This is a genomic window from Janthinobacterium lyxosi, assembly GCF_051380665.1.
In the GTDB taxonomy this organism is placed as follows: Bacteria; Pseudomonadota; Gammaproteobacteria; order Burkholderiales; family Burkholderiaceae_D; genus Janthinobacterium.
Genome location: NZ_JBNYXM010000002.1, coordinates 172809 through 196704, shown reverse-complemented (window position 1 = coordinate 196704; position 23896 = coordinate 172809). Strand labels below are relative to the sequence as shown.

Genomic DNA, 23896 nt, shown 5'->3' with positions numbered 1-23896 from the left:
GCCGCCATAGCTGAACCATACTGGCCTGGCCTGGTCGAACCAGGGTCGCTGCGCCCGTGTGCGCGGCCGGGGAGTTCCGATGATTGCTGCTGCTGGTGAAGGTGCCTTTGATGCGGATGCGCCGGAAAATCTGGCGCGCATCGAGCATATCGTCGTGCTGATGATGGAAAACCGCTCGTTCGACCACATGCTCGGCTACCTGAGCCTGGAAGGCGGGCGCGCCGACATCGACGGCTTGCAGGCCAGCCATGCCAACCTGCACGCGGGCGTGGCGTACCCCGTGCACCATTTGCGGCGCACGGCCTTCGGCCCGCAGCAAGACCCGTCGCATACGGGCCTGTCGGTGGCGCAGCAATTGCAAAACAATAACGGCGGCTTCATCGACGACTATGCACAAACGCATCCGGGCGACCCCGACATCGACCTGGTGATGGGGTACTACAATGGGGCCGACTTGCCCATGTATGATTTCCTGGCGCAGCAGTTCTGCGTCTGCGACCGCTGCTACAGCTCCGTGCCGGGCGCCACCTGGCCCAACCGCCTGTATGCGATCAGCGGCAAGGCGGCCGGCAGCCGCGACAGCAAGCGCGTGCCCCAGTATGCAAACAAGTCCTTCGTGCGCCACCTCGAGCATGCCATGGTCAGCTGGAAATTTTATTCCGCCTGGAAACCCTGGAGCCTGGCGCTGACGGACGACCATTACCGCTCGTCCGAGTTTTACGAGCCTTTCGGCTCTTTCGGGCGCCGCTATGGCTTCATCGGCGATGCGCTGGCTGGCACCTTGCCCTCGGTCAGCTGGATCGATCCGCATTTCTTTGGCAATGACGACCATCCGCCGGCCGATATCCGCGCCGGCCAGGCACTGGTGGCGCAGGTTTACCAGGCCCTGTCGCGTGGACCGGCCTGGGCGCGCACCTTGCTGATCCTCAGTTATGACGAACACGGCGGATTTTTCGACCATGTGCCGCCGCCTGCCGCTGTGGACGACGAGCCCGCGTTTCGCCAGTACGGCGTGCGCGTGCCCATGTTGCTGGTGTCGCCGCTGATCGCGCCGGGCAGCGTCAGCCATGAGGTGGTCGACCACACGTCCATCATCAAGACCATCTTGCAGCGCTTTTGCCGCGCCGCCGATGGCGCCTTGCCCCAGATGGGCGCGCGCGTGGCAGCCGCCAGCGGCCTGGGTGCGGTGCTGACCCTGGCCCAGCCCCGCGCGGCGCCGGTCGTGCCCGCCGTGGTGCTGGTGCAGCGCGCCGCATGGGAAGCGGAGGTGCGGGCGCAGGAATTCGCCCCGCTGGCGCTGGCTGGCGAGTTGGCCGCCACTGCCGCCGTGCCCGTGCAATCGGAGGCTGAAGCGGGTGTGGTCGCCGCACACCGGCAATTGGCGCGCTCGGCCAGGAATGCACAGACGGCGAATGGCAAGACAGCGACCCGGCCGGCAGGCCGGCGCCGGCGGCAGGGCGGCAAGCCAGCGCACGCCGATGCGCGGTCCGGCAAGGGCACGCTCGATGGCGGCGGCCGTTGAGACAGACGCCGTCCCACAGGCGATGCCATGCGGAAATCCTGTGGCGCTTGACTTGGGCGATGAGCTGGGCGCTGACCTGGGCAATGCACGGCGCCGGCGCCGGTGGGGCTGCGTATAATCATTCCTTCTCAATCAAGGAGTGACCATGCACGATGCGATGCCCGCCCACCCGGTACTGGGTGTGATCGGCCGTTCCGGTAGCGGCAAGACGACCCTGCTGGAATTTGTGGTGAAGGAACTGGCGGCGCGCGGCTTGCGCGTCAACCTGGTCAAGCACAGCCACCATGACCTGGCGCTGGAGCCGCCGCAAAAAGACAGCGCCCGGTTGCGCCTGGCGGGGGCGGCGGAAGTGCTGGTGGCGTCGCCGTATCGTTTTGCCATCGTGCATGAGCTGCGCGGCGCGCCCGAGCCGAGCCTGGCGCAGCAATTGGCTCGCATGGGGCCGGCAGACCTGACGCTGGTGGAAGGCTTCAAGACGGACCCCATCCCCAAGCTGGAAGTGTTTCGCCCGGGAGTGGGGCAGGCGCCCCTGTATCCGCATGACCCGCAGGTGATCGCCGTCGCCTCCGACAGCCCGGCACCGGCCGACTTGCGCGAGGGCGTGCAATGGCTGGACTTGAATGCGCGCGAGCAAGTGCTGGCCTGGCTGCTGCACAGACTGGAAAAATAAGCTAAAGGTTTGCCGCAGCCATCCGTTAATACTGATAGAACCTCATTGGAGAAACGTATGGACGTCGGAAGCATTGCTCAACTGTCAACTACGATGGCGGAGACAGGCACGCGGCAAGCCGTCGGTTTGGCTGTCCTGAAAAAAGCCCAGGATATTCAAAGTTCGACTGCCACTGCCTTGCTGGCAGCCCTGCCGCCAGTACAGTCGGCGACGAGTCTGCCGGCTCACCTCGGTAACCGCATCAACACGACAGCCTGAATGCAGGTCTGTAGCGCCAGTTCGGCGCTCGCGATACCTATGCCCACGCCACCGCTGCCGACGGTGGCGTGGGCGTGTTTGTTTTTCTTCGCTGCAATCGTCATCGCTGCCCGAATTTCCCGCCTTCCTTTCCGCCTCCATCAAGTTGATTAACTGACCATGATTCGCCATGGCGCGGCCGATTCGGTAAAATGACGTCCATCACCTCGCGTTGCCCATGGCGCAGCCCGGGGCGTGCCGTCAGGACTTACCGATTACTTTGACTCATGCAAGAGGATTTCCCATGAACAAACGTCAAGCTCTCATCGCCGCCGCCCTCGCGGGCATCTGTGCCGGCGCCACCGTCAGCGCGGCCGCGCACGATGGTCCCGCCCCCGCCGACAAGGAAAAATGCTATGGCGTGGCCAAGGCAGGGCAGAACGATTGTGCCTCGTCCGATGGCGCGCATTCCTGCGCGGGCCAGGCGGAGGCGGACAACTTGCCCACGGAATGGACCTATGTTGCCAAGGGCACATGCGAACAGGCGGGCGGCTCCGTCAAGCCCATCAAGGCCGGCAAGGCCGCCAAACCGGCCACGCAGCCGTAAGCTCTCGCCGCTTGCCCATGCCGCAGCCACTTCGAGCGCTTGCCGGCGTCGGCTTGCGCGCCGCGCACTACCACGACTTCCTGGCGCGCCGGCCTCGCGTGGGCTGGCTGGAAGTGCATACCGAAAATTATCTGCAGCCGTCGGGCTGGGATAGTCATGTGTTGCATGCCCTGCGCCAGGATTACCCGCTCAGCCTGCATGGCGTGGGGCTGGGCCTGGGGTCCGCGCGGGGCTTTTCCGAGGCCCATTTGCAGCGTGTGCGCGCCGTGGTGGAGCGCATCGAGCCGGCCCTCGTGTCGGAACACCTGTGCTGGGGCGCCGTGGCGCAACGGCAACTCAATGATCTGTTGCCGCTGGCCTTGAATGGCGCCGCCCTGGATTTGCTGTGCGCCAGAGTGGGGCGCGTGCAGGAGGTGCTGAAAAGACCGATCTTGCTGGAGAATGTCTCCACTTACCTGCGCTTTGCCGACGATGCCATGAGCGAGGCGCAATTCCTGGCGGAGCTGGCGCGCCGTAGCGGCTGCGGGCTGCTGCTCGATATCAATAACCTGTATGTGAACCAGTGCAACCACGGCGAAGACGCCTTGACGGCCATGCAGTCCATCGCGCCGGGCAGCGTGGGCGAGCTGCACCTGGGCGGCCATTTGCTGACGCCGCACGCCGTGATCGACCACCATGGCGCCGCCGTGGCTGATCCTGTCTGGGACTTGTATGCGGCCGCCTTGCTGCGCTTTGGCGCCATTCCCACCCTGGTCGAATGGGATACGCATATACCGCCGCTGGATATCCTGCTGGGCGAAGCGGACAAGGCGCAGGCCATGCTGGCGCGCCATGTGCCGCAGGCACCATGGCAGGGAGCGCTGCTGGCGGCGCCGCCGGCTGCTCCTGCCGATACGCTGGTGGCCGGTCAGCAAGTGTTTGCCACGGCCTTGCTTGATACGATGGCAGCCCTGCCATCGTTCGCGGGAGAGGCGGTAGCGCAGCGTTTTTCACTGTATCGCGGCAACTTGAGCGCCACCTGGCGCCGCACCCTGGCGCACGCCTATCCCGTCGTGCTGGCGCTGGTGGGCGAGGATTTCTTTGCTGGCCTGGCACGCGCGTATGGCCGCCAGTATCCGTCAGATAGCGCCGATTTGAACCGGTTTGGCACCAGTTTCGCCGATTTTCTCGCTGCGTTCCCGCCCGTGGTCGAGTTGCCCTACCTGCCTGACATGGCGCGCCTGGAATGGGCCGTGCACCTGGCCCATTACGCGTCCGATGCGCAGGCGCTGGCGCCCGAGTCGCTGGCCGCCTTGCATCCCGATCAGCTGGAAGCACGCCGTTTGACCTTGCATCCCGCTTGCGCCTTGCTGGCATCGAACTGGCAAGTGGCGGCCCTGTGGCAGGTGCATCAGGAGGGGGATGGGCAGAGTGAAGGGCAGGGGAGGTTTCCGCAGGATATGCAGGTGGCTAGCTGGGCACTGGTGTGCCGGCCGCGCTGGAAGGCGCAGGTGCTGGTAGTGGATGCGGCCGCGCACGCGGCCTTGCTGGCGTTGCAGCAAGGACAGACATTTGGTGCCGCGCTCGATGTGGTGTTCGAGCGGGACCCGGCCTTTGACCTGGCGGCACACTTGCGCCAGTGGCTGGCGCATGCGGTGCTGGCAGCGTAATGCTTTATTCGAAGGCCCGCAGCAAGCGCGCTTCGCCCGTCTGATCGCGATACAGGGCATTCGCGGCCAGGGTGGCGTCCATCATGCGCGTCACTTGCTCCTCTTCGAAGCGGGCCAGTTCGGCCGTGGCCGCGACGAGGGCCAGTTCCAGCCTGGCGCGCGCGCTCTGGTACAGGCTGCTGGTGTATTTGTCTGTGTTGCGCAGTAATTCTTCCGCGTTTTCTATCACCTGGCGCAAGTCGCCGATCAGGCGTTCCTGGCTGCGCGTACCTTGTTCGGGATGGTCCATGGCGCTTCCCTTCTGCAATCGATATTTATCTGACAATAACGACATGTTGCAGCTTGATTCGGGCAGCCGGGCTGGCAGGGGGCTGGCTGGACGCACGGGGCTGCTCGCGCGCCCCATGCCGGGGTCAGACTGGAGCGACGACCGTGATACGAATATCGTCCACGCTGACGACCTGGCCGGCGCGGATCTTGGCGGTCTTGCGCAATTCCTTCTTGCCATCGACCTTCACCACGCCGCTATCGACCATGACCTTGCCTGCGCCACCGCTGTCGCACAGGCCGACCAGTTTCAATAGCTGGTTCAGCTCGACGAACTCGGATGTTAAATCAAAGCTTACTTTTTGCATTGTATCCCTTATTGCAACGATGTGTTTTAAACACTTGATGACGACCTCAACTAATCCATAGTTTACCTGAAGCCGCCAGCAATGCAGGGTGGAGGTCAGCTTTTGTTGGGCCGCGTCATCTCCAATGGCACGATCCATGCACTGAATTGCTCTTCCGTCACAAAGCCCAGGGCCAGCGCCGCTTCCTTCAAGGTCGTGCCTTCGTGCTGCGCCTGCTTGGCGATTTGCGCCGCCTTGTCGTAGCCGATATGCGGCGCCAGCGCCGTGACCAGCATCAGGGAGCGCTCCATCAGTTCGGCGATGCGTACACGGTTCGGCGCGATGCCGTGCGCGCAATGCGCGTCGAAGCTGCGCATGCCGTCGCCCAGCAGGCGTGCGCTTTGCAGGAAATTGTGCGCGATCAGGGGCTTGAAGACGTTCAGCTCGAAATTGCCCGAGGCGCCCCCCACCGTGATGGCGACGTCGTTGCCGAACACCTGACAGCACAGCATGGTCAGCGCTTCGCACTGGGTGGGATTGACCTTGCCCGGCATGATGGAGCTGCCCGGCTCGTTTTCGGGGATGGTGATTTCACCGAGGCCGGAACGGGGGCCGGAGGCCATCCAGCGCACGTCGTTGGCGATCTTCATCAGGGCCGTGGCCAGGGTTTTCAGCGCGCCATGGGCGGCCACCAGCGCATCGTGGGCGGCCAGCGCGGCAAACTTGTTGCTGGCCGTCTCGAACGGCTGGCCCGTCAGGCGCGCCAGTTCAAAGGCGATGCGGCCGGCAAATTCCACGTGGGCGTTCAAGCCCGTGCCCACGGCCGTGCCACCGGCGGCCAGTTGCAGCAGCGGCGGCAAGGATGCCGTGATGATGTGCTCGGCAAAGTCCAGCTGCGCCACATAGCCGGAAAATTCCTGGCCCAGGGTCAAGGGCGTCGCATCCTGCAAATGCGTGCGGCCGATCTTGACGATGTCGGCAAACTCCGTGGCCTTGGCGTCGAGCGTGGCGCGCAGCTGGCGCAGCGGCGGCAAGACCGTGTTGGCGACAGCCAGGGCAGCCGCCACATGGATGGCGGTAGGAAAGATGTCGTTCGAGGACTGGCCCAGGTTGACGTCGTCGTTCGGGTGCAGCAGGCGCTCGGCGCCCCGCAAGCCGCCGATCAGTTCGGAACCACGGTTGGCCAGCACTTCATTCATGTTCATATTGCTTTGCGTACCGGATCCCGTCTGCCAGACGGCCAGCGGGAATTCTGCGTCATGCTTGCCGGCCAGCACTTCGTCGGCCGCTTGCGTGATGGCGATGGCTTTCTTGCCATCCAATAGACCCAGGTCCAGGTTGACGTGGGCGGCCGCGCGCTTGACGGTGGCCAGGGCGGCGATCAGTTCGGGCGGCATCTTTTCCGTGGAGATATGGAAATGCTCGAGCGAGCGCTGCGTTTGCGCTCCCCACAGCCGGTCGGCGGGTACGTCGATCGGGCCGAAACTGTCGCGTTCGATTCTGCTACTCATGGCATCCCTTTCATCGATGGAGGTGGAACGAGTGTACTCCAGGCGTCAAAAAGGCACAGGATGATGCTGTATTGCATCATTTTTGCCATGGTCCATCTATATTTTTGCGATTTCCTGCCGTTAAAGACAGGCGAGTTCCCCTTATTTATCTTGTTATCAAAGCGATCAGTCCATGCAAAGCAGCATCCTTCCCCGTTGGTCCCTGATCGCGTGCGCCGCCGCCAGCCTGGCCTTGTCGCCCGTCATGGCGGCCGAACTGGGCGAGATGGCGGTGCTGTCGCACGTGGGCCAGCCCTTGCTGGCCGAGATCGAACTGACGGCCCTGGCGCCTGAGGAAGCCAGTGGCGTGGCCGTGCGCCTGGCTTCGCCCGATGTGTACCGCGGCGGCGGCATCGGCATGGACCCGGCCTTGCAAACCTTGACGATCAGTCCGCTGGAACGGGGTGGGCGGCACTATGTGCGCGTGACCACCCGGCAAGCGATCCAGGCTGGTCATGTGCATTTGTATTTGTTATTGGGCAATGGTAGTGGCGCCGTCGTGCGCCTGGGCACCTTGTGGCTGACGCCGGCGCCGCCCGTTGCCGTCGCCGCCAGTGCGCCAGTCAGGCCAGCTATTCCGGCGACTGTGCCTGTGCCGCTGGTGCAGCCACTGCCGCAGCCGCGCGTTGCGCCCGGCGCGCCGCCGCCCGATGCCGCCGCGCTGGCGGCCCGCGCGCGTGCCGAGGGTCTGGTGCGCCCGTCGCGCGTGTTTGTGCCGCCGCCCGCCGCGCCCAAGTTGGCCGCCCCCGTGCTGCGTACGGCGCCGTTGCGCCGCGCCACGGCGCCCGTGGCCGCTTGCGCGCCGCAGGCGGATGCTGGGCAGGCGGAAGCGTGCGTGGCGCTGGACCAGAAAAACGTGGTCCTGAATGAAAAGCTCGGCGAATTGGAAGGCAAGATTGGCGCCTTGCAAAAGGCGCTGGCGCTGCCCGCCGCTACGACCGCTGCCGTTCCGCCTGCCGTGGCGGAGGCGCCCCATGCCAAGCCCAAGCCCCTGTATGCGGCGCCAGCGGCTGACAAGGAAACGAAAGCGGGCGGCAACGGCTTGCTGTGGCTGGGTGTTGGCACGCTGATCTTCCTGCTGCTGACGGCGCTCATCGTGTATGTCGTGCGCAAGCGCAAGCAAGCTGCGGGGGCGGGCGCGCCGTCGAAATACTGGGTCCTGCTGCGCAAACCATTCGGCCGCAAGAAAAAGGATGTGCCGGTGCTGACGGAAGCGCTGGAGGAGGAAGCGGCCGAACCGGAACCGGAGCCGTTCTCGCGTTAATGGTGCTGCAAGGCCGCGCTCAAATTTGATATAAAAAAAGATATTTAAAAAATACAGAAAAAAGCCTGCCTATCGTGTTGCCTATTTTTTAAAGATGGTGATATGATTAACTTAGTGGACTTGCTCTACGATAAAACAGCCCCAGCCTGGCGCAGTCACCAACGATAGTGTGGCGCGACAAACAGGTGTAGCGTTGCATAAACGCCTGGGTCTGGAAGCGGTTTGCGATGCCGACGATGTGCTCGCGAACGCCGGATGCAACCGGCAGCGAGGCGGCGCCAGGAGATACCTGGGGTTCGCCTTCCAAATTTCCCCTCCTTGCTTCTTGAGCGCCGCAGATGTCGGGCTCCCTGGCACGGCGGCAGACGTAAAAAAAGCACCCCCGGGTGCTTTTGTTGTTTCTGGCTCTGCAAGCTTGCTTATTGACTTACATGTGGGCGCGCGATCCTGGCATGGCATTCGACAACTGCGTCATCCACGGTTCCGTGATGGCGCGGATTTCGCGATCATTGGCCAGGATTTGCTTGAGTAAATCGATCTTGCGCAGGCGCGAGGCGCCGGCCAGGGCAGGTACGCTGCCCGTCATGGTCGTGCTGGCGGCGCTGGCGCACTGGTTTTCCAGGGTATCCAAGCCATCCCAGTCGCTCGAACGTGCGGCCACAACCATTTTGTTGGTCATTCCTGCAATATTTTCATACATCGAGAGAACGTCGTTGGAGGTCATGAGCACACCCGTAACTAGTGAAAGGATTACCGCTTGTCTAAATTAACGGCGGCCAGAACGGGAACTTGAGGGTTTTTTTGAAAAAAATGAAAATAATTTAGATGATTGCTTGTATGCCGCCAGAATCGCCTGCCAAGCCGCATGCCCGCTGGCGTCGCGGTGACAGGGGAGTGTGTTGCTGCGCCTCAAAACGCGTTATGATTTTGCACACTACCGCCGTCACTTTGCCTGAAAGGATCACCATGCGCGTTGTCGCTGCTGCCGCTTCCTCTTTCCCTGCTTCCTGGCGCAAACGCGCCATGGCGCTGGCCCTGTCCGGCTTCGCGCTGACCGGCGCCGCCGTCCACGCGCATGGCCAGGAGGCGGTCGCCAGTTCTGCCGCCGCGATGGCGGCGCCCACGGCTGTCTTGCCTGGCGACGACTTCTATGACTACGTGAATGGCGAGTGGCTGCGCGGCACGGAGATTCCCGTCGACCGCAGCAGCTGGGGTTCCTTCGCCATGCTTGCCAACGCGACCAACGAGCGCATCATCAGCCTCGTCGAAGGCTTGGCGGCGGAGCCACAGACGGATGCATCCGCGCGCCAGGTCAGCGATTTTTACCGTTCATGGATGGATGAAGGGGTTATCGAAGCGAAAGGCTGGGCGCCGATCAAGCCCTTGTTGACAAGGATCAATGGCATCCGCGACCAGGCGGGCCTGGCTCGCGCGCTGGGCGAGAGCTTGCGCGCCGATGTCGACCCGCTCAACGCCACCAATTTTTATACGGAAAACCTGTTCGGCCTGTGGGTGGCGCAAGACTTGAACGACACCACGCGCAATGTGGCCTATCTGCTGCAGGGCGGCCTGGGCTTGCCCGACCGCGCCTTTTACCAGGGCGACAGCGCGCGCATGCAGGGCTTGCGCACGGGCTACCAGGCGCATATCGCGGCCATGCTCAAGCAGGCCGGCTACAGCGATGCGCCGGCCCGCGCCGCGCGCGTGTTTGCGTTGGAGCAGCAGATTGCCGCCAGTCACGCCAGCCGCGAGGATTCGGCCGATGTCGCCAAGGGCAACAACGCGTGGCGCGCCGCCGACTTCGCCAGCAAAGCGCCAGGCCTGGACTGGAAAGCCTTCTTCCAGGCGGCAGGGCTGGGCCAGCAGACGGATTTCATCGTCTGGCATCCGAAGGCCATGACGGGCAGCGCCGCGCTGGTGGCGAGCGTGCCGTTGGCCACCTGGAAAGATTTCCTCGCTTTCCACGCGATCAACCATTTCAGCACGACCTTGCCGAAGGCGGCGGCCGACCAGCGCTTCGCCTTCTATGGCAGCGCCCTGAGCGGCACGCCGCAGCAGTCGCTGCGCAGCAAGCGGGCGCTGGCCGCGACGAACGCGGCGCTGAGCGACGCCGTCGGCAAGCTGTACGTGGAGCGCTATTTCCCGCCGGAATCGAAAGCCCGCGTGCAGGACATGGTGACGAATATCGTCGCCGCCTTCTCGCGCCGCATCGACAAGCTGGACTGGATGGCGCCGGCCACCAAGGCGCAGGCGCAGGAAAAACTCAAGACCCTGTATGTGGGCGTGGGCTATCCGGAACGCTGGGCCAGCTATGCGGGCTTGCGCGTGGTGCGCGGCGACGCGCTGGGCAATGTGCAGCGGGCGGAACAGTTTCATTACCAGCAGGAGCTGGCCAAGCTGAGCCAATCTCCTGACCGCAAGGCCTGGGCCATGCCGGCGCAGCTGGTCAACGCCGTCAACCTGCCGCTGCAAAATGCGCTGAACTTCCCTGCCGCCATCCTGCAGCCGCCGTTTTTCGACCCGGCAGCGTCCGATGCGGCCAACTATGGCGGCATCGGCGCCACCATCGGTCACGAGATCAGCCACAGCTTCGACGACCAGGGCGCGCAGTTCGATGCCCAGGGCAAGCTGCGCGACTGGTGGACGCCGGCCGACCTGGCGCATTTCCAGACGGCATCAAAACAATTGGTGGCGCAGTTCGCGGCCTACAAGCCGTTCCCCGACATGGCCGTGAATGGCCAGCTGACCCTCAGCGAAAACCTGGCCGACCTGGCCGGTGTGGCTGCCGCGCATGACGCATTCACCCTGTCGCAGCAGGGCAAGCCGGCGCAAGCGGGGGCGGACCGTGATTTCTTCACGGGCTACGGCGTCAGCTGGCGCAGCAAGGCGCGCGAAGCGGCGGCGCGCCAGCAAATCCTCACGGATGGCCATGCGCCGGCGCAATACCGCGCCGCCACCGTGCGCAACCTCGACGCCTGGTACCCGGCCTTCGACGTCCAGCCGGGGCAGCAGCTGTACCTGACGCCGGAACAGCGCGTGCGCGTCTGGTAAGAGTGCTGACGCTGCCGGCCGGGGAGCCGGTCGGCAGCGTAAAATGCGCCCATCGATGACAGGAGCGCCATGAAGCCGACCCCACCGCAAGATCCGCAAGACCCCATCCACGTCATCACCCATCGCACCCTGGCCCATTACGACGCCAGCGCCGAGCAGTTTTTCGAAGGCACGCGCGATCATGACGTCAGCCAGAATATTAACGCGCTGATGAAAGCCATCGGCAAGCCGGCGCCGCTGGCGATCCTCGACCTGGGCTGCGGCCCGGGCCGCGATCTGAAAGCGTTCACGGCCCTGGGCCACCACGCCACGGGCGTCGATGGCTGCCCCCGCTTCGTCGAGATGGCACGCGCCTACAGCGGCTGCACGGTGTGGCAACAGGATTTTGTCGACCTCGATTTACCCACCGCGCACTTCGACGGCGTGTTCGCCAATGCCGTGCTGTTCCATGTGCCCAGCGCCGCCTTGCCTGGCGTGCTAAGTGCTTTGCACGCGTGCCTGAAGGAGGGCGGCGTGCTGTTCAGCTCAAATCCGCGCGGCCACAACCAGGAAGGCTGGAACGGCGCGCGCTACGGCAGCTACCATGACGAAGAGCGTTGGGCCGCGTATGTGCAGGCGGCCGGTTTCAGTCTGGTCGAACAGTACTATCGCCCGCCGGGCTTGCCACGCGAACAGCAGCCTTGGCTGGCCACCGTCTGGCGTAAAGCTCGATGACCATGGAGTTGACGGACATTGAGTATGTGTTAGCAAGCGTACAGAGTTTTTGTTAGCTCAAGCGTAGTATGAACCCATCGACACGCAGCAAGCACAGCAAGAAGCTTGTGGCAGTGTGTGAGCCGCAGTACCGGCCCTTCGGGTGCCGGACTACAGAGGTACCAACTACGTGAGGATATCATCATGAACAAAGATCAAGTCGAAGGTAAACTGAAGGAAGTCGGCGGTAAAATCCAGGAAGCCGCTGGCAAAGTCGTCGGCAGCGAAGAACAGCAAGCCAAGGGCCTGGCAAACCAGGTCGAAGGCAAAGTGCAGAAGAAGGTTGGCGACGTCAAGGATGCAGTCGAGACTGTCACCCGCAAACCGTAAATCTGGCAGCAATAATGTAAAAAACCGCCGCCTGTCGCGAGACAGGCGGCGGTTTTCATTTTTGGCGCGCTTTACTTCGCTACGTCAAGGTTCTGCTTGAAGAACATTTCAATTTTCTTGTACACGTGGCGTTGGCCCGCGCGCGACGAGATGCCGTGCTTGGCGCCCGGATACGTCATCAGGTCGAATTGCACGCCGCGGTTGACCAGCGCGTCGATCAAGCGCGTGCTGTTGCTGAACAGCACATTGTCGTCGGCCATGCCATGCACCAGCAGCAGCGGCGATTTCAAGCCGTCGAGGTGGGCGAACACGGTGCTGGCCTTGTAGCCATCCACGTTTTCCTTCGGCATGCCGAGGAATTGCTCCGTGTAGTGGGTGTCGTACAGCGACCAGTCGGTCACGGGCGCCACGGAGACGCCCATGGCGATCTTGTCGGATGCCGCCGACAGCAAACGCAAGGTCATGAAGCCGCCATAGCTCCAGCCGAACACGCCGATGCGCTTCGCGTCGACGAAGCTTTGCTTGCCCAGCCAGGCTATGCCGACCAGTTGATCCGCCACTTCGGCCGCGCCCAGATTGTGATAGATGGCGTCCGTGAACGCGCGCTCGCGGCGCGACGATCCCCGGTTATCCAGGCGGAAGACGACAAAGCCTTGCTGCGCCATGTACTGGTCGAAGTTGTTGCCCCAGCGGCGAGCCACGTGCTGCGAGTGCGGGCCGCCGTACGTCGACAGGTAGACGGGATAGCGTTTGGTCGCGTCGAAGTTCGACGGTTTGACGATGGAATAATGCAGCGTCTGGCCATCGTTGGCCTTCAGGGTGCCGTATTGCGTCGGCAGGTGGTCGGCCTTGTATTTTGCATACGGGTGGCTGGCATTGAGTGCGTTTTCTTCCAGCCAGCCCACCATGGCGCCGTCCGGACGGCGGATGCTCACTTGCGGTGGCGTGGCCGGGTCGGAATACGTGTCGACGAAGACTTCGCCATTGCGCGAGAACGTCGTGTCGTGCCAGCCATCGGCCTTGGTGACGCGCTGCGGCTTGTCGGCCGTGCTGCCATCGAGCGCCAGGGCGTAGGTTTGCTTGTCGATCACCGCATCGCGGTTCGACGAGACGAAGACCTTGCCGGTTTTCTGGTTCACGGCCAGCACGCTGTCGATGCCCCATTCTCCGCTGGTGACGGGATGCAGCAGCTTGCCGCTCATGTCGTACAGGTACAGGTGATTGCGGCCCGTGCGCTCGGACGACCAGAGGAAGGTGCCGTTCGACAGGAAGCGCAGGTCGTCGTGGATGCTGACCCAGGTTGTCGACGTTTCCGTCAGCAAGGTGCGCTGCGTCAGGGTGGCCGCATCGACGGCGACCAGGTCGAGGGTCTTCTGGTCGCGCGACTGGCGTTGGTACACCAGCGACTTGCCATCAAAGCTCCAGTCGGCGCGTACCAGGTAGATGTCCGGGTTCGTGCCCAGGTCAACCTGGCGCTGAGAGCCCGTTTCCGGCGAGACAATCAGCAGCTGCACCAGCACGTTCGGGTCGCCGGCGGCCGGGTAGCGCTGCTCGACGACGTCCGTGCGGTCGGCGAAGATTTCGAAGCGGCGTACCACGGGTACGGGTGCTTCGTCGTAGCGTTTATACGCGATGGCGGAATCGTCGGGCGCCCAGTAGTAGCCGGTGCGCTGGCCCATTTCTTCCTGCGCCACGAATTCGGCTTCGCCGTTGCGGATCGTGCCCTTGCCATCGGTCGTCAGCTGGCGCTCCTTGCCAGTCTTGAGGTCGATTACATAGATGTTTTGATCGCGCACGAACGAGACGTAGCGGCCTTTCGGCGAGATTTTCGGGTCCAGCACATTGCCCTTGGCGACCAGGCGCGCCTTGTCCGGGTGGGCTGCGTCGACCAGGTACAGATTGCCGGCCAACGGTACCAGTAGCTGCTTGCCGTCGGGCGACCAGCTGTAGCTGAGAATGCCGTTCAGGCTGGCCGTGCGCTCGCGTTCGCGGCGCGCCTGCTCTTCGGGCGAAATTGTTTCATTCGGTACCAGCGCCTTGGAGTCGACCAGGCGGTGCGTGCTCTTGTCTTTCAGCTTGAATTCCCACAGGTCGAGCTGGAACTGGTTGTCGGCGCGGCCGCGCAGGAATGTGACGCGCTCGCCGTCGGGCGAGACCTTCAGGTTGCGCACGCCGGGGCCGGCCAGCGCCGGATCGGCATGGATGCGTTCCAGGGTCAGCTTGTCAGCCGATGCGGGAACGCTGGCCATCGCGGCCAGAAAACAAAGAATAAAACGCATGGATGTCTCAGTGATTGTAAAAGGATGGTCAAGAAAGATGCTTGACAGCAAACGATACCAGAGCAAGACATTTAATGCGATAGGGTCAGCCACGGAATAATCCGGCAATTGCCTACTTTACTTTGGTGGAAAGAGTGGGGCGGTGGTGCTTTGTATGGCGAAGCAGTAAGAGTGGCGCGCATAAATTGCGCGCCGCCCTGTGTTCAATGCGCTGCGGTTAATGCCCCGCGCGCAGGCGCTGCAGCGACAGGCGGTTCAGATACCAGGTCAGCAGCACGGCGGCCACCGTCAGGCCCGTGACGAGACCGATCCAGAAACCGGCGGCGGCCATCGGCTCGGCCGGCGACCAGATGAAACCGGCCGGCGCGAGTCCCAGCACATAGCCGATCGGCAGCGAGAAGCCCCAGAAGGCCAGCAGCTGGATCAGCATCGGCTGGCGCGTCACCTTGTAGCCGCGGATGGCGCAGGAAGTGGCCACCTGGGTCGCGTCGGACAGCTGGAACAGGGCGGCAAACAGCAGCAGCTGCGCGCACAGCGCCTGCACCTGCGGGTCGGACGTGTAGGCTTGCGCGATCTGGTGGCGGAAGACGGTGATGAGGGTGGCCGAGACGATGGCCGCCGTCAGCGACATGGCCACGCCCACCCACGAAATGAAGCGGGCGCGGCGCAGATTGGCTTCGCCCACGGCGTGGCCCACGCGCGTGACCAGCGCGATGCCGAAGGTGAGCGGCACCATGAAGACGACGGACGAGAAGTTCAGGGCGATCTGGTGCGCCGACACCTGGATCACGCCGAAGCGCGCCACCAGCAGGCTGATGACGCCAAACGCGCTCACTTCGGCAAAGTAGGTCACGCCGATGGGCAGGCCCAGGCGCAGCATGGGGCCGATGGACGACATCTGCGGCCCTTCCCAGTGCGTGAACGGATACGTGGCGTGGTAGGCGGGCGCGATCCTGATCCAGGCCAGCATGGCCAGCAGCATCATCCACACGCAGCAGGTGGTGGCCACGGCGCAGCCCACGCCGCCCATCTTCGGCATGCCCCAGTGGCCGTAGATCAGCAGGTAATTGACGAGGATATTGAGGCCCAGCGCGGCCAGCGCGATGACCATCACGGGCTTGGTCTGGTTGATGCTGGTGCTGTAGCCGTACAGCGCGCGGTAGGCGGCGAATGGCGGCAGCGCGCAGCTGATGATGTGCACGAACAGCTTGGCCTTGGCCGCCACGGCGGGTTCCAGCATCAGGTGGTCGAATACCAGCGCCGCCATGTTCGTCAGCAGGCAAGCCACCAGGCCCACCAGCAGCGCCTTCCACAGCGACTGGCGCACGATGTGCGGCACCCGGTCGTGGCGCGCGGCGCCGATTTCATGCGCCACCAGGGTATTGATCGCCATCATGATGCCGCTCACGGTGACGAGCACGATGGACCAGATGGCCGCGCCCAGCGACACGGCGGCCAGTTCCTCGGGATTCGTATGTCCCGTCATCGCCACGTCGGCCGCGCCCATGCCGACGGTCGCCAGCTGGCCGATCAGGATGGGCCAGGCCAGCTTCCAGAGTGAAGAAATTTCAGTACGGACGGCGGGCAGGGTGAACGAGGTAGTGTGTGGCATGGGCGGCAAGCTTGACTAAACACAAGATTCTACCGGCATTCGCCGTGCTTGTCCGCCGCGGCATCCCTGGCGCCCGGCCCGAAGGGGGGGGGCGCGCGCGCGGTAATCATTTGTTACAGCTAAGACAGCCAGTCGCGGATAGACTGCGCGCTCTATTTGGCAAAATGACCAAATAGTCACACCGCATTATCCTGACTATGGAGTAAGACCATGTTGAAGAAAGCCTTGAACTGCGCCCTGTTGTTGGGCGCCGCCATGACGGCCGAACTGGCCGGCGCCGGCGAACTGACCCTGTATTCGCGCGACGATTATCACGGCCGCTCGCAGACCGTGCGCGATGCCGTCGCCGACCTGGAAGATGTCCGTTTCAACGACACGACGCAAAGCATCCGCGTGCGCTCGGGACGCTGGGAAGCGTGCGAGGAAGCCGATTTCCGCGGCGCCTGCTTCCTGCTCGAGGCGGGCGACTATCCCTCGCTTGATGGCCGCGCCAACAAAATCACGTCGCTGCGCGAAGTGCGCGGCGGCTGGGACCGTGGGCGGGACCGCGACCGGGAGCGCGAGCATGAGCGTGACTGGGACGAGCGTCGGGACCGCGAGCGCGGCCACCTGCCTGGCCGCGCGCTGGGCGGCGAACTGACCTTGTACACGCGCGACGACTTTGTCGGCCGCAGCCTGAGCGTGCGCAATGGCGCGGCCGACTTGCGCGAACGCGACTTCAACGACACGGCGCAGAGCGCGCGCGTGCGCGCCGGGTATTGGGAAGTGTGCGAGGACGCGGACTTCCGCGGCCGCTGCCGCACGCTGGGTCCCGGCGAGTACGCGAGTCTGGAGCGCCTGAGCAACCGCATCTCGTCGGTGCGCGAAGTGCGCTGACGCCAGGCTGGCAAGAGTGGCCGGCCCTTGCGTGGGCCGGCTATTGCTTTTGGTAACAATTTATTGTGCTTTCCCCATACTTTGTTACACCGTTTTTTCTGCGGATGGTTACACTGGTATCAGTTGTCATGTCGATCATGCATTTGCCTTGATCGACCTTGGAAAGCGCCGGCGACCTTCCGCGCGGGCGAGCACTTGTTACAATGGCATCCTGGCGTTTTGGCCAGGCAAATCATCACCAAAGAATGAAGAATGGAGTTAATCATGACGGGCCCTTTCAAACACACGCTGGCATGCGCGGCGACCTTGCTGCTGTCGCTGGGGGTTCATGCGGCCGCCCATGCGGGCGATATCACCTTGTTCGAAGACGTTGATCTGCGTGGCCGCGCCGTGAACCTGCGCGAGACGACGGATGATCTGTCGCGCTTTGGATTCAATGACAAGGTGTCGAGCATCCTGGTGCGTTCGGGCACCTGGGATGTGTGTACCGATGCCGGTTTCCGCGGCAATTGCCGCACCCTGGGGCCAGGCGAATACCGCTCGATGCCGGGCATGAACGACGCCATCAGCTCGGTGCGCGAGTCGGGCCGTGGCGATGGCTACAATCCGGGGCGCCCGGGACGCGATCCGGATCGTGGCCATGGCGGCTATGGCCGTGGCGGCAGCCTGGAAGTGTATTCGGGGGCGGGCCAGAATGGCGGTTCGGCGCGCCTGAACCGCGATACGGACGATTTCGTCAGCATCGGTTTCAACGACCGCACCAGCAGCATCGTCATCCACAACGGCTACTGGCAGCTGTGCAGCGACTCGAACTATAACGGCGTGTGCCGCATCTTCGGGCCCGGCCGCCACGACGACCTGGGACGCGGCCTCGATGGGCGCGTCTCGTCGGCGCGCATGGTCGACGAGCGCGAAGCGCGGCGCCAGCAGCAGTATGAACAGCAGTACCAGCGGCCGCAATACGAGCAGCAGTATCCACAATACCAGCAGCCGCAGTACCAGCAGCGCGGCGCCGTCCTGCTGTTCCCCGAGGCTGGCATGCGCGGCGAGCCGCTGGCGCTGGACCGCAATGCGGAAGACCTGGTGCGCTACAATTTCAATGACCGCGCCTCGTCCATCGTCGTCAACGAGGGCCAATGGGAAGTGTGCAGCGATTCGAATTTCCGTGGCCGTTGCGAAGTGATCGGACCGGGCGAATACGATCGCCTGAACAGCATGGAAAACCAGATTTCCTCGCTGCGCCGCGTGCGCTGATTTTCTCCCGCAGAGATGCTGACAGGCCGCCTGCCGGGTTGATCCCGCCAGGCGGTTTTTACATTCGCTGCCGTGCGCTGACATTTGCTTGCCCTTTGTTACACTCGCCGCCTGTCGCCTGGACTACACTGGCGAAAATGTAATCAGTATTGGAGTTGTCATGGTTCGATCTTTCCGGCCCGCGCTGCTGTGCGCCGCCACCTTCCTCGCTCCCCTTGTCGCATCCGCGGGCGAAATCACCTTGTTCCAGGATGCCGGTTTCCGCGGCCGCCCGGTCACCCTGCGTTCAGATACGGGAGACCTGTCGCGCATGGGCTTCAACGACAAGACCTCCAGCATCATCGTGCGCTCGGGCACCTGGGAAGTGTGCAAGGACGCCAATTACCGGGGCAACTGCCGCGTGCTGCAGCCTGGCCGCTACGACAGCATGCCGGGCATGAACGACGCCGTTTCCTCGGTGCGCGAAGTGGGCCGCCCGGGCCATGGCGGCGGCGACCACCGTCCCTACCCGCCGCGCCCTCCGCGTCCGGAGCCGGAGCGTCCCCATCCCGGTTATCCAGGCCATGGCGGCGGACACCGTCCCGACATGAATGGCGCCGTGCTGATGTTTCCTGACGCCGGCATGCGCGGCCGGCCCGTGCGCCTGGACCGCGAAGTGCGTGATTTGAGTCGCTATGGCTTCAACGACCGCGCCGAGTCGATCGTCGTCAACTACGGCCGCTGGGAATTCTGCGTCGATGCCAACTTCCGTGGCCGCTGCGTGGTGATGGGGCCAGGCAGCTACGGCCGCCTGCACGGTGGCCTCGACCGCCGCATTTCCTCGCTGCGCCGCGTGCGCTAGGCGTTTTCAGTTGCCCCTTGCACCGCCCGCGCGCCCCGTGCCTAGCGGGCGGTGTTGTATTGTGCGCACGTTATGTCACAGTCAATTCGTGTACTCTTCCCATAGGCAGTTCAACCATGGGGAGCAGGCACGGTGGAATACAAGGACTACTACAAGGAGCTTGGCGTCGAGAAGACGGCGACCGAGGCCGAGATCAAGAAGGCGTACCGCAAGCTGGTACGCAAATACCACCCCGACGTGAGCAAGGAAGCGGACGCCGACAAGCGCACCAAGGCCCTGAATGAGGCCTACGGCGTGCTGGGCGACGCGGAAAAGCGCGCCGCCTATGATGAGCTGGGGCGTAACCAGGGCGCCCAAGGGCAGCCATTCCGGCCCCCGCCGGACTGGGGTTCGGGCTACGAATCATCGGGCGCCGACGACAGCGACTTCTTTGCCGACCTGTTTGCCCATGTGGGCGGGCGTCGCCGCGCCGGCGGCAGTTTCCAGATGCAGGGCGAGGACAGCCACGCCGCCATCACCATCGATTTGCACGACAGCTACCAGGGCGCCAAGCGCCACATTGTCATGCGCGTGCCCGAAGCGGACGCCCAGGGCCACGTGGTGACGCGCGAGCGCACCCTGGAAGTGACGATACCGAAAGGTGTCACGCAGGGCCAGCAGCTGCGCATGAAGGGCCAGGGCCATCCGGGCAGCGGCGGCGCGCCAGCCGGCGACCTGTATCTGGAGATCCGCTTCCAGCCCGATGCGCGCTACAAGGTGGAAGGACGCGACGTGTTCGAGACGGTGCCCGTCACGCCATGGGAGGCGGCGCTGGGCGGCGAAATCGACGTGCCCACGCCATCGGGCACGGTGGCAGTCAGCGTGCCGCCCAATTCGCAGACGGGGCGCAAGCTGCGCCTGAAGGGGCGCGGCATTCCCGCCGCCCAGCCGGGCGACTTGTATCTGCTGCTGGAAGTGGTGCTGCCGCCGGCGAACGACGACAAGGCGCGTGAACTGTATGCAACCATGGCGCGCGAGATGGCTTTCAATCCGCGCCAGAAGCTGGGAGGGTAAATCATGACAAACAAGGTAATTGGCGAATTGCTCGAAGATCGTGCCCTGAGCCTGGAGGAGCTGGCGCGCGCCTGCGCCGTGGAGCCGGACTGGGTGGTGCAGCATGTGCAGACGGGTGTGCTGCTGCAGGACGGCCCGCCGGCGGGGCAACTGACGGCCTGGCGCTTCACCAGCCTGGATCTGGTGCGCGCGCGCCGCCTGCACGAAATCGAATCCGTGTTCGACGCGAATGCCGAACTGGCTGCGCTGGTGGTCGACCTGTCGGAAGAGGTGGCGCGTTTGCGGCGGCGCCTGCACGTGCTGGGCGTCGATTAGACCATTCGCCCTTATGCCGGCTCGCCGTGGCGTGTCACGGTGAGCCTGGCTATATAAAACTGCCCATCGACGACCACCCGGTGCGGGATGCCGGCCACGTCGAAACCGGGGCCGCCGTCTTCCATCCATTCCTGCGCCACGGAGTCGAATTGCTGCGGCGTCATGCGCAGCATCTGCGCCGTGATGACGAAGCGCGCGCCAGGTTTTTGTTTGTTGACGAAGTCGTCGATGCCGGCCATGGTGGTTCCTTATCAATGTATGCGCGCATGATACCTGCCCGCGCGTGCTTCTAGAAGACCTGTTCCAGCAACGGCAACTGCTCCGCAAAGCGCTCCGTCAGCCATTTGCCCGCCTGGCCGGGCGGCGTGTCGGCGCGCTGGATCAGGTAAATCGGATAATTCTCGCCCTTGTCGACGGCCAGCGGCAGGTGCACCAGCCGTCCTGCCGCCAGATCCTCGCGCACCATCGCTTCGGGCATGTTGCCCCAGCCAAGTCCCGCGCGCAGCAAGGCGTGCTTGGAACCAAGGTCGCCCAGGCGCCAGTTGCGCAATCCCAGCACGCCGAAATCCTGGCCCTGCGTCAGGTCGCTGCGGTCGCTGAGCACCAGCTGCACGTGTTCGCGCGCCACGTTGGAGGCAATCGGCCCTTCTTGCTGCGCCAGCGCGTGGCTGGGCGCTGCCACGGGAATCAGGCGCACATGGCCCACGGCCAGGCGCTCGAAGACGCTGGCCGTGGCCGTCATCCAGCCACCGAGGCCGATGTGGCAGCTGCCATCCATCACCAGCTGCGCCACGGCGCCCATGGCTTCGATGCGCAGGCGCAGGGCGACGGTGGGGAACTGCGCCTGGAACGCCTCCAGAATGCGCACCAGCACGCAGGTGGGAAACATCACGTCGACCACCACCGATACCTCCGCTTCCAGCCCGCCGGCCAGCGCCTTGGCGCGCGCGCGCATGCCATCGACTTTCAGGGCCACGGCGCGCGCATCGGCCAGCAGGGCCTTGCCCGCGTCCGTCAGGGTGGGCTTGCGCTTGCTGCGGTCGAGCAGCACCACATTCAGTTGTTCTTCCAGGTTGGCGATGGTGTAGCTGATCACCGACTGTGTGCGGTGCAGCTGGCGCGCCGCGTGGGCGAAGCCGCCCGCGTCGATGACGGCGACGAACACGCGCAACTGGTCGAGCGAAGGCTGGCCCGGTTCTCTCATGGCAACTCCATATCTAGAATTTCGATGCTAAACATTTATATTTATACGGTTTCATCGATGGTAGACCCGAACTATGCTGTGTGCAAGGGCTGCGATATGGCCCATCCCGTCACCGATTTCCACAGGAGCAATTCATGAGCAAGGTATTACACATCAATAGCAGCGTGCGCAACAGCGGTTCCCTGTCGCGCCAATTGTCCGGCGAATTCGTCGCGAAACTGGCTGCGCAAGGGGCCAGCGTCGTCGAACGCGACTTGGCGGCGCAGCCCGTGCCGCACCTGACGGAAGAGGTGATGGGTGCCTTCTTCACGCCGGCCGGGCAGCGCAGCGCGCAGGCGGCTGCGGCTGTGCAGTTGTCCGATACCCTGGTCGATGAATTGCTGGCCGTCGACGTACTGGTGCTGGCCGCGCCCATGTACAATTTTTCCGTGCCCTCGACCCTGAAGGCGTGGATCGATCACGTGGCGCGCGCGGGCCGCACTTTTCACTATACGGCGACGGGCCCCGTCGGCCTGGCGACTGGCAAGAAAGCGGTCATTTTCACGGCCAGCGGCGGCGTTTACAGCGCAGGCCCGGGCGCCGCGTATGATTACCTGAGCACCTATCTGCGCACGGCCCTGGGCTTCATCGGCATCACCGATATCGAGTTCGTGCAAGCCGAGGGGGGGGCCATGGGCGAGGATGCCGTCGCCAGCGCGATCGCCAAGGGCCGCGCCTCGATCGAGGCCCTGGCCGCCTGAGTTTGCTGCTATCTAGTTCCAATGGGGATTGCCAATTTGCCATGGTTGACATAAGCTTGCCGCCGGCACGCCCCGTGCCAGCCCGGCGAGCGGTTCACCATGAAAGTCCCCCATGCACAAGTTGGCAAGCGCAGTATTGTTCGGATGTTCCCTGTTGGCGGCAGGCATTGCGCAGGCGCAGACTGCGCCGCCTGCGCCCGCTGCGCCGCCCCACGTGGGTCGCTACGCCTCCACGCCCGACGATATCCGCGCCATCGAAAAAGTCGTCGCCGACTTCCAGGCGGCGCTGATCGCCAAGGATGTCAAGCTGCTGTCGACGCTGATGCTGCACACAAACATTCTGTTCGCTGCGCCGGCCGATGACGGTTTCATCAAGAAAATGCGCGACACGACGGACGTCCACTTCGATGGCGTCGCGGTGGGTGGCTATGTCAGTTTCGCCAACTTCATCAAGCGCGAACCGCAGCGCACGGAAGAAAAATTCTACAACGTCAAGATCACCCAGGACCGCCATGTGGCCTGGGTCAATTTCGACTATGAATTCCTCGTCGGCGACAAGCTGTCGAACTATGGCGTGGAAGCGTGGCAAATGGTCAAGCGCGACGGCGAATGGAAAATCCTCAGCGTCGTCTGGTCCATGCATGCCGCCGTCGAGGCGGGCAAATAGGCGCCAGCCAGGCCGCGTCAGTCCCGCGGCAGTTCGCGGATTTCCACCGTGCCACCTGCGTTCAGTACAGGGTTGCCCAGCAATAATTTTTTCGCATCGTCTATACTCTCAGCCTGCACACGTAGATAGCCTGACAAGTGTGGCGTAACCGGCCTGGCCTGACCGGTGCACGCAGATGCCGGGCCCGATGGAGCTGCCACCGCAGAAGCGGCCACTGGCCCTGAGCATGGCGAAGTAGTCTTGCCAGGCGGACGTGGCGATGTCCATTGGTGTTTCCGTGTCGTCATGCATGAAGATGATGTAGTCATTCATCCTTTTTCTCCTGTGCCGCGTGATAAAAAGAGAGCTGAATTGAGTATCCTGAGCAATCGCGAGCGCATGGTTTTACCCTTTTACCGCGTCAGTCCGTAGAGACAAGCTGTCCGGCCATGTCATTTTTGGAGCGCACATCGTGCCGATAAAGTATGTTGATTTTTATGAAGTGAATTACACGGCAGAGCGCTTGCGGGGCTGCAAGCTATGGGGCGCCTACGTCGCCATTTATGCCCCTTCGCCCAACCCCATGCACCGGGTGAATCTGCTGCACAAGCGCAGGGTGTCGGCCGACCACCAGTTTACAACGGAATCGGACGCCATGGCGGAAGCGGGCGAGGTGGCCGTCAAGCTGGTCGAACGGCGCCAGCGCCGTTATGTCTTCCACCCCTGACCTGGCTTGTTCAGGTGCAAGTTATTGCGAATGAGCACGCTCCTGGTGCCGCCGGGGTAGGCGCGCTGGCGAAGGTGCCCGTATCATGCAACATATCGTCAC

Annotated in this window: 26 protein-coding genes; 17 read left to right on the top strand and 9 right to left on the bottom strand. The window is 63.7% G+C overall.

What is annotated here, in order from left to right:
- Positions 1–79 precede the first annotated feature (79 nt).
- The 5 genes from ACQ4WP_RS02765 (at position 80) to bufB (ending at position 4685) form a co-directional block, all read left to right on the top strand.
- Positions 80–1522, top strand: a complete 1443-nt coding sequence (locus ACQ4WP_RS02765) for an alkaline phosphatase family protein (RefSeq protein WP_436518571.1) — start codon at positions 80–82, stop codon at positions 1520–1522.
- Positions 1523–1667: 145 nt separating this feature from the next.
- Positions 1668–2192 (top strand): molybdopterin-guanine dinucleotide biosynthesis protein B, encoded by a 525-nt coding sequence (mobB, locus tag ACQ4WP_RS02760; protein WP_436518570.1) that lies wholly within the window; start codon positions 1668–1670, stop codon positions 2190–2192.
- Between the two features lie 57 nt (positions 2193–2249).
- Positions 2250–2450, top strand: coding sequence for a YjfB family protein (locus ACQ4WP_RS02755; protein WP_436518569.1), 201 nt, complete (start codon positions 2250–2252; stop codon positions 2448–2450).
- A gap of 283 nt (positions 2451–2733) precedes the next feature.
- Positions 2734–3036: a BufA1 family periplasmic bufferin-type metallophore gene (locus ACQ4WP_RS02750; protein WP_436518568.1), complete on the top strand. Its 303-nt coding sequence runs from the start codon at positions 2734–2736 to the stop codon at positions 3034–3036.
- 17 nt (positions 3037–3053) lie between these two features.
- The gene (gene bufB / locus ACQ4WP_RS02745; RefSeq protein WP_436518567.1) at positions 3054–4685 is read left to right on the top strand and encodes an MNIO family bufferin maturase; all 1632 of its coding nucleotides are present in this window, start codon (positions 3054–3056) and stop codon (positions 4683–4685) included.
- Between the two features lie 4 nt (positions 4686–4689).
- On the opposite strand, the gene ACQ4WP_RS02740 is transcribed toward bufB, so the two are convergent.
- The 3 genes from ACQ4WP_RS02740 to fumC all read right to left on the bottom strand — a co-directional run bounded on the left by ACQ4WP_RS02740 (position 4690) and on the right by fumC (position 6810).
- Positions 4690–4974, bottom strand: a complete 285-nt coding sequence (locus ACQ4WP_RS02740; protein WP_034759786.1) for a hypothetical protein — start codon at positions 4972–4974, stop codon at positions 4690–4692.
- Between the two features lie 124 nt (positions 4975–5098).
- Positions 5099–5320, bottom strand: coding sequence for an RNA-binding S4 domain-containing protein (locus ACQ4WP_RS02735; RefSeq protein ID WP_436518566.1), 222 nt, complete (start codon positions 5318–5320; stop codon positions 5099–5101).
- 95 nt (positions 5321–5415) lie between these two features.
- Positions 5416–6810, bottom strand: a complete 1395-nt coding sequence (gene fumC, locus ACQ4WP_RS02730; RefSeq protein ID WP_436518565.1) for a class II fumarate hydratase — start codon at positions 6808–6810, stop codon at positions 5416–5418.
- A 172-nt stretch (positions 6811–6982) separates the two neighbouring features.
- Between fumC and ACQ4WP_RS02725 the strand changes: the two genes are divergently transcribed.
- Complete coding sequence (locus ACQ4WP_RS02725) at positions 6983–8113, top strand: type IV pilus assembly protein FimV (protein WP_436518564.1); 1131 nt, start codon at positions 6983–6985, stop codon at positions 8111–8113.
- A 427-nt stretch (positions 8114–8540) separates the two neighbouring features.
- On the opposite strand, the gene ACQ4WP_RS02720 is transcribed toward ACQ4WP_RS02725, so the two are convergent.
- The gene (locus ACQ4WP_RS02720; RefSeq protein ID WP_436518563.1) at positions 8541–8837 is read right to left on the bottom strand and encodes a flagellar protein FliT; all 297 of its coding nucleotides are present in this window, start codon (positions 8835–8837) and stop codon (positions 8541–8543) included.
- A 242-nt stretch (positions 8838–9079) separates the two neighbouring features.
- Between ACQ4WP_RS02720 and ACQ4WP_RS02715 the strand changes: the two genes are divergently transcribed.
- The 3 genes from ACQ4WP_RS02715 to ACQ4WP_RS02705 all read left to right on the top strand — a co-directional run bounded on the left by ACQ4WP_RS02715 (position 9080) and on the right by ACQ4WP_RS02705 (position 12247).
- A complete protein-coding gene (locus tag ACQ4WP_RS02715) occupies positions 9080–11164 on the top strand; it encodes a M13 family metallopeptidase (protein ID WP_436518562.1) in 2085 nt (694 codons plus the stop codon).
- Positions 11165–11233: 69 nt separating this feature from the next.
- Positions 11234–11878 (top strand): class I SAM-dependent methyltransferase, encoded by a 645-nt coding sequence (locus tag ACQ4WP_RS02710; protein ID WP_436518561.1) that lies wholly within the window; start codon positions 11234–11236, stop codon positions 11876–11878.
- A gap of 183 nt (positions 11879–12061) precedes the next feature.
- Positions 12062–12247, top strand: coding sequence for a CsbD family protein (locus ACQ4WP_RS02705; RefSeq protein ID WP_034759763.1), 186 nt, complete (start codon positions 12062–12064; stop codon positions 12245–12247).
- Between the two features lie 71 nt (positions 12248–12318).
- Here ACQ4WP_RS02705 and ACQ4WP_RS02700 read toward each other — a convergent pair whose 3' ends face one another.
- A complete protein-coding gene (locus ACQ4WP_RS02700; protein ID WP_436518560.1) occupies positions 12319–14526 on the bottom strand; it encodes a S9 family peptidase in 2208 nt (735 codons plus the stop codon).
- A gap of 217 nt (positions 14527–14743) precedes the next feature.
- Positions 14744–16138: an MATE family efflux transporter gene (locus ACQ4WP_RS02695; protein ID WP_436518559.1), complete on the bottom strand. Its 1395-nt coding sequence runs from the start codon at positions 16136–16138 to the stop codon at positions 14744–14746.
- 210 nt (positions 16139–16348) lie between these two features.
- Between ACQ4WP_RS02695 and ACQ4WP_RS02690 the strand changes: the two genes are divergently transcribed.
- The 5 genes from ACQ4WP_RS02690 (at position 16349) to ACQ4WP_RS02670 (ending at position 20477) form a co-directional block, all read left to right on the top strand.
- Complete coding sequence (locus ACQ4WP_RS02690; protein ID WP_436518558.1) at positions 16349–17014, top strand: beta/gamma crystallin family protein; 666 nt, start codon at positions 16349–16351, stop codon at positions 17012–17014.
- Positions 17015–17278: 264 nt separating this feature from the next.
- Positions 17279–18268: a beta/gamma crystallin family protein gene (locus ACQ4WP_RS02685; RefSeq protein WP_436518557.1), complete on the top strand. Its 990-nt coding sequence runs from the start codon at positions 17279–17281 to the stop codon at positions 18266–18268.
- 160 nt (positions 18269–18428) lie between these two features.
- The gene (locus tag ACQ4WP_RS02680) at positions 18429–19109 is read left to right on the top strand and encodes a beta/gamma crystallin family protein (protein WP_436518556.1); all 681 of its coding nucleotides are present in this window, start codon (positions 18429–18431) and stop codon (positions 19107–19109) included.
- Positions 19110–19241: 132 nt separating this feature from the next.
- Positions 19242–20162 carry a DnaJ C-terminal domain-containing protein gene (locus ACQ4WP_RS02675; protein ID WP_436518555.1) on the top strand — a complete coding sequence of 307 codons (921 nt, stop codon included), beginning with the start codon at positions 19242–19244 and terminating at the stop codon, positions 20160–20162.
- Between the two features lie 3 nt (positions 20163–20165).
- The gene (locus tag ACQ4WP_RS02670) at positions 20166–20477 is read left to right on the top strand and encodes a chaperone modulator CbpM (RefSeq protein WP_436518554.1); all 312 of its coding nucleotides are present in this window, start codon (positions 20166–20168) and stop codon (positions 20475–20477) included.
- A gap of 11 nt (positions 20478–20488) precedes the next feature.
- Here ACQ4WP_RS02670 and ACQ4WP_RS02665 read toward each other — a convergent pair whose 3' ends face one another.
- Together ACQ4WP_RS02665 and ACQ4WP_RS02660 are read right to left on the bottom strand one after the other, a co-directional pair.
- Entirely contained in the window at positions 20489–20716 is a 228-nt protein-coding gene (locus ACQ4WP_RS02665) for a hypothetical protein (RefSeq protein ID WP_070345622.1), read from the bottom strand.
- A 50-nt stretch (positions 20717–20766) separates the two neighbouring features.
- Positions 20767–21681 (bottom strand): LysR family transcriptional regulator, encoded by a 915-nt coding sequence (locus ACQ4WP_RS02660; RefSeq protein WP_436518553.1) that lies wholly within the window; start codon positions 21679–21681, stop codon positions 20767–20769.
- A gap of 134 nt (positions 21682–21815) precedes the next feature.
- Between ACQ4WP_RS02660 and ACQ4WP_RS02655 the strand changes: the two genes are divergently transcribed.
- Together ACQ4WP_RS02655 and ACQ4WP_RS02650 are read left to right on the top strand one after the other, a co-directional pair.
- Positions 21816–22421: an FMN-dependent NADH-azoreductase gene (locus tag ACQ4WP_RS02655; RefSeq protein ID WP_436518552.1), complete on the top strand. Its 606-nt coding sequence runs from the start codon at positions 21816–21818 to the stop codon at positions 22419–22421.
- A gap of 112 nt (positions 22422–22533) precedes the next feature.
- Complete coding sequence (locus ACQ4WP_RS02650) at positions 22534–23088, top strand: Cif family virulence factor (RefSeq protein WP_436518551.1); 555 nt, start codon at positions 22534–22536, stop codon at positions 23086–23088.
- A 108-nt stretch (positions 23089–23196) separates the two neighbouring features.
- On the opposite strand, the gene ACQ4WP_RS02645 is transcribed toward ACQ4WP_RS02650, so the two are convergent.
- Positions 23197–23400, bottom strand: coding sequence for a hypothetical protein (locus ACQ4WP_RS02645; protein WP_436518550.1), 204 nt, complete (start codon positions 23398–23400; stop codon positions 23197–23199).
- A gap of 139 nt (positions 23401–23539) precedes the next feature.
- Between ACQ4WP_RS02645 and ACQ4WP_RS02640 the strand changes: the two genes are divergently transcribed.
- A complete protein-coding gene (locus tag ACQ4WP_RS02640) occupies positions 23540–23794 on the top strand; it encodes a hypothetical protein (RefSeq protein ID WP_436518549.1) in 255 nt (84 codons plus the stop codon).
- Positions 23795–23896: the final 102 nt, after the last annotated feature.